Origin of the sequence: Parasphingorhabdus sp. (assembly GCF_039982395.1) — a bacterium.
In the GTDB taxonomy this organism is placed as follows: domain Bacteria; phylum Pseudomonadota; class Alphaproteobacteria; order Sphingomonadales; family Sphingomonadaceae; genus Parasphingorhabdus.
Genome location: NZ_JBDWYO010000004.1, coordinates 1 through 4,905 on the forward strand (window position 1 = coordinate 1; position 4,905 = coordinate 4,905).

General features: G+C 50.9%; 6 protein-coding genes. 3 read left to right on the forward strand and 3 right to left on the reverse strand.

Annotation, left to right across the window (positions count from 1 at the left end; all coding sequences use genetic code 11):
* Positions 1 to 42 precede the first annotated feature (42 nt).
* A complete protein-coding gene (locus ABJV08_RS09935) occupies positions 43 to 603 on the forward strand; it encodes an IS5 family transposase (RefSeq protein WP_348361660.1) in 561 nt (186 codons plus the stop codon).
* 344 nt (positions 604 to 947) lie between these two features.
* Entirely contained in the window at positions 948 to 2,042 is a 1,095-nt protein-coding gene (locus ABJV08_RS09940; RefSeq protein ID WP_348361662.1) for a Hint domain-containing protein, read from the forward strand.
* 479 nt (positions 2,043 to 2,521) lie between these two features.
* On the opposite strand, the gene tnpB is transcribed toward ABJV08_RS09940, so the two are convergent.
* The 3 genes from tnpB to ABJV08_RS09955 form a co-directional block, all read right to left on the reverse strand.
* Complete coding sequence (tnpB, locus tag ABJV08_RS09945; protein ID WP_348361665.1) at positions 2,522 to 2,755, reverse strand: IS66 family insertion sequence element accessory protein TnpB; 234 nt, start codon at positions 2,753 to 2,755, stop codon at positions 2,522 to 2,524.
* Complete coding sequence (locus ABJV08_RS09950) at positions 2,752 to 3,114, reverse strand: transposase (protein ID WP_348361667.1); 363 nt, start codon at positions 3,112 to 3,114, stop codon at positions 2,752 to 2,754. Before ABJV08_RS09950 ends, tnpB begins: the two co-directional genes overlap by 4 nt.
* A 320-nt stretch (positions 3,115 to 3,434) precedes the next feature.
* Complete coding sequence (locus ABJV08_RS09955; RefSeq protein ID WP_348422305.1) at positions 3,435 to 4,649, reverse strand: YfjI family protein; 1,215 nt, start codon at positions 4,647 to 4,649, stop codon at positions 3,435 to 3,437.
* A gap of 77 nt (positions 4,650 to 4,726) precedes the next feature.
* Between ABJV08_RS09955 and ABJV08_RS09960 the strand changes: the two genes are divergently transcribed.
* A partial coding sequence (locus ABJV08_RS09960) for a transposase (protein ID WP_348361673.1) occupies positions 4,727 to 4,905 on the forward strand: 179 nt, incomplete at its 3' end.

Below are 4,905 nucleotides of genomic sequence, written 5' to 3' on the forward strand. Positions count from 1 at the left end.
AGAATATGGGCCACCCAAGACACTTTATAACCGCTGGAAACGGTGGAGCGACATGGGGGTTTTTGCGAGGATCATGACGGGACTGGCAGCCGAGGCACCCGACAACAAGACGATCTCAATCGATGCAACCTACCTCAAAGCGCATCGCACGGCCTCGAGCCTGCGGTTAAAAAAAGGGGGCGTGGACGCCTTATCGGACGAACAAAAGGCGGCATGAACACGAAGTTGCATGCCGTCACCGACGCAATTGGACGGCCGATCCGCTTCTTCATGACCGCAGGCCAGGTCAGCGATTACACTGGGGCCAGAGCCTTGGTGGAAAGCCTGCCATCCGCCGACTGGTTATTGCGAGACCGGGGGTATGACGCGGATTGGTTTCGTGAGGCCCTTGCAGATAAGGGAATAACGCCCTGCATCCCGGGACGAAAGTCGCGCGACAAGCCCGTCAAATATGACAAGCACCGCTACAAACGACGGAACCGGATCGAGATAATGTTCGGTCGCCTGAAAGACTGGCGACGGATCGCCACCCGGTACGACCGATGCCCAAAGGTATTCCTGTCTGCAATCGCCCTCGCTGCAACCATCTTGTTCTGGTTATGAATCAATGAGTCTGGAGCCTAGTGGAGATTAAAGGTTTTGTCCTGTCTCGCTGTCTCAGCGTCTCACTGTCTCAGCGTCTCACTGTCTCGGTAAATGCTGCCTGTTGGGCGAGGAATCGATTCGCCTTGGCTACCGAATGGTGTCTTCACTGTGACGTGATGACTGTCCCCAAAGTGTTAATAGAAGCCCCATTCAGCCACTATTGTTGAGATATTCGCGCCATTTCTGTCGAAGATATTGTAAATTGTTTTAATATTTTGATTTCGTTGGGTAATCCCCTCTAAAATTCGTAGCGTTAAAAGTAGAATGTTCTAGGCAAGATACGACAACCAGATGAGGTCACCATGGCAACAGTAACTACCGCGGATATTTTACTCCAAGAGATTAACATTTTACCAAGTGGGAAATATAATTTTGTCAGCAATACTGGTTTCGTTACCTTCACTGAGGAGGATGCAACTGATATTGTGGAAGAACAGTCTTTTGCAAACGCTCTGTATTCAAGATTGACGGGCTCTCCCCCGGATGAAGCACCAGAAATCGATAATGCTTCTTTATTTTCCGACATTGATTCAACTGAATCCGGAGGAGGCACGGAATATGTGACGTTCGAAGGCGTCAATTATAATTATCAATATCTCGGTACAGAAACATTTCCGGTCAACCCGACTGACCCAGGTGGCGCTACCGAGGACTTATTTGCAATCATTATTATTGAAAACCCTGATGATGGTGAACGAACAGCTTATGCAATAAACCTTACAAATTCAGGCGATCCGGATAATGGATCCACTGGTGTATCTGCCGGTGACTTGGATCCGACTTATTTGTACATTAATGAAGGAGGGATATTTCCCTGTTTTACAGTGAACTCATTGATTACAACAATTGATGGTGAGTGCGCCATAGAGACCTTGAAGTCCGGAGATCTTGTATTGACCAAAGACGATGGCATGATGCCTGTCCTCTGGGTCGGTCGCAGAAAACTGGACAAACGTGCTTTGCAAATCCGCCCAAATTTGCGCCCAATCCTGTTTAAAGAAAATGCTTTGGGCAAGGGAACGCCAGTGCGGGGCATGATGGTATCCCCCCAACACCGCATGCTATTGCAAACTTGGAGCGCAGAATTGCTATTTGGTGAAAATGAAGTTTTATCTCCTGCAAAATTCATGACCAATGATTGCACCATAATGGTCAATCATGATGTTGAGGAAGTAGAATATGTGCATATTTTGTTTGACACACACCAGATTGTTAAAGTGGATGGCGTTTGGTCCGAAAGCTTTCACCCAGGAGAAATGACTTTGACCTCTATGGATGAATCGTCCCGTGAAGAGGTATTTGCCATTTTCCCGGAACTAAAAATCGATCTGAAGCAATACGGTTCTTCGGCACGCCCTTCTCTAAAAGCACACGAGGTCCGAGCATTGCTTAACTGAAGCAGCGAGCACTATATATTTGGTGTTTGTTTCCAAAGACTTACTCTCGGCTCCTTCCTGTTTTTGCAGCCTCGAAACTCCCTTGTGGCAAGGCGGAATTAGGCAAACAACGGATCGCCCTTTTAGCCGACACCCTGCAAAACGCGACCCCATCACTGTGGCCTTCGAACGCGCCCGCAAAAAAGGCTTCGTCACGATGGGTTTGATCTCGCGGAACGTGTGGAGATGATGAACACCTTCAGCACGCTCGGATCAGTGGGGTCTTCGGGTAGACTATCAAGGGCGTTCAGCATGGTCATTCTATACAGAATTGCGCGTCGAATAGGAATCCACAAACGTCCATATTGCTTGATATTTGCATCCGGCTATCCCGTCTTCAGAGGCCGCCACGTGCGTTTTGGAATGCGCCAATCAATGCCTTCCAGCAGCATCGCCAGTTGCGCCGAGGTCAGGTTGATCTTGCCCTCTTTTGCTGCTGGTCAAACAAACCGGCCTCGCTCCAAACGCTTGCTAAACAGACACGCGCCCTGTGAATCCCACCAGATGATTTTAAGCAAATCCCCTCGCCGCCCACGGAATACAAATAGATGGCCCGAGAACGGATCTTCGGTCAACGTCTTCTCGGCCTGCGCTGCCAGCGTGTTAAATCCCCGCCGCATATCGATCACGCCAGCGGCCAGCCAAACACGCGTGTTGCTCGGCACCGGGATCATGAGGACAATCCTTTCAACAACCGCGCCAACATATTTGCATCAAAGCCGCCCTCTGCCGTAATCCGGTGGCCGCTGGAAAGCTCAATCTCGATACGACCAACCGGAGCGGTGGCCCAAGCAAGAACAGGGTTGCACGCGACTTCGACCTCTACTGGCAAAAATACCGGTTCGGATTCTTTGGGCACGGCATCTGCATCCGGTACATACCGTTCATCCTTCAGCCATTTGAATATCAGATTGGCGTTCATCGCATACCGACGTGCAACCTGCACTACCGAAACGCCTGCCGCCGTTGTTTGAAAGCAAATCGAACGCTTCTCTTCATCCGGCCAACGCCGCTTCTTCTGCTTTCCCGCCATAGAGCGCCCCTAAGTGTCCACTATCAATGGTGGACACTAACACTCCAGATTCAGCGCCGTTAGGCGGGGCACGCCGGACGCTTACAGTGGAGACCAATAAATAGACGAAGAAGCTGGATGATGCGGGGGGGCCCCTGTCATACATTTGCGCTTCCGGCGGTCGCCGGGCAGGAGGGGGGAGTTCCTCTGGGGGAAGGAGAACCCCTTGCGACTTCTGCGACTTTTGCGACTTTTGCCCTCATTTACCCTCTTTTGTCGCAATGTCGCAGAAGTCGCAGACGGTTCCCTCTTTTCTGAAAGGTGCGCTCTGGTGTTGAAATTCATGCCCCATCCTCCTGCGCGATACGGTAGGCAATAGATCGCTTCACACCATCAACCTCAGTTTTATGTGGAAGCTTCACAACGTGTCCATTCTCCGCGAGGGTTTTCAGAAGCGCCTTGACCACAGTTACCTGCCTCATGGAGTTGGGGCCAGCGCGGACCACATCCCTTGGAATGATTGTGCGTGGATCTCTCCCCAGCTTCTTCGCTATTGCTGGCCATTTCTTGCGCAGCCATTGGCTCAGCTTCTCAGCCTCCGCAATTTCCTGCGCAACTTCCCCATTCTCAACAAGGCGTAGCGCCTCTTCGAGATAGAATTGCGCCAGAGTTATAGCGTCCTTCATAACGTCCAAATTGACCGTTGGAGCATAGCCACCATGCTTCGCGTAGGTGAGCACCCCAGCTATCCTTGCGGCCTGTTCTGGTGTCTTTGAAGCAAAGCCCCGCACTGCCTCAAATTTGCTGCCCTCATTCATTTCATTTTCAAGATGGAGGGCAAGCTCTTCCAATATTTTCTTGGCATCTGGATGCAGCGCAATTTTGTGAGGCAATAACTCCTGCGGATTGTCGGGCTCCGTTGGATGCCCAAGATCGAGCAGAGGGGAGAATAGCGCCCTTGAGAGACGCTGTGCTTTCTCAACTGCGGCGGCATCAACTGGCTTTGTGCGTTTGCCTATGTGGCTTTCAGGCTCAGTGATTAGACACCTCGCGAGAAATCCCTGCTCCAATGCCATTGGGTCAGCGAATAGGGGGGCGGCGGCAACACCCTGCAACATCAACCCCACGCAAAACCTGCGACCATATAGCGTTGAAGATCCATCTCCTGCACGAACACGATCAAGACCAGCTCCATCCCAAAGCTTAGAAAAGCTGGCAAGGGAGGTTAAACGGTTTTCCGCTGACATTGAGTGACCCCCTAAAAACACGCCACCTTCATCTGAAAAGAGGCCAAGGGAAGGGGAGCTAATTTGATAAAACTTATACAAGCCCTCTGTCGTTGGGTTCTCAATCATCCTCTTTGGTGACATGGGTTCTTGCGGCTCTTCCTCCATCTGATTGAAAGCGGCCTGAGCTTCCTCAACCTTTTTTCCGCTGGCAATCGCTGTCTTCAGGCGCTCTTTCTTTTTCATCCAAATATCATGAATGTCACGCCATTCGCTATATGCGGCCCTGTATTTGATATTCTCCTCTTTGGTGAGCTCGTCAAAGGCCACTCTAGGGTCAGGACCCATTAATCGACTTGAGGCCGTCAGGCCTGCATGATTCAAGCTCCCCAAACTGAGGGGGGTTTATGAGCAATCTTTACTGGCTGACCGAGGATCAAATGGAGCGGCTCCGTCCATATTTTCCGAAGAGCCATGGTGTCCCACGTGTAGATGACCGGCGTGTGCTGAGTGGTATTATATTCATCAATCGCAATGGCTTGCGATGGTGCGATGCCCCTAAAGAATATGGGCCACCCAAGACACT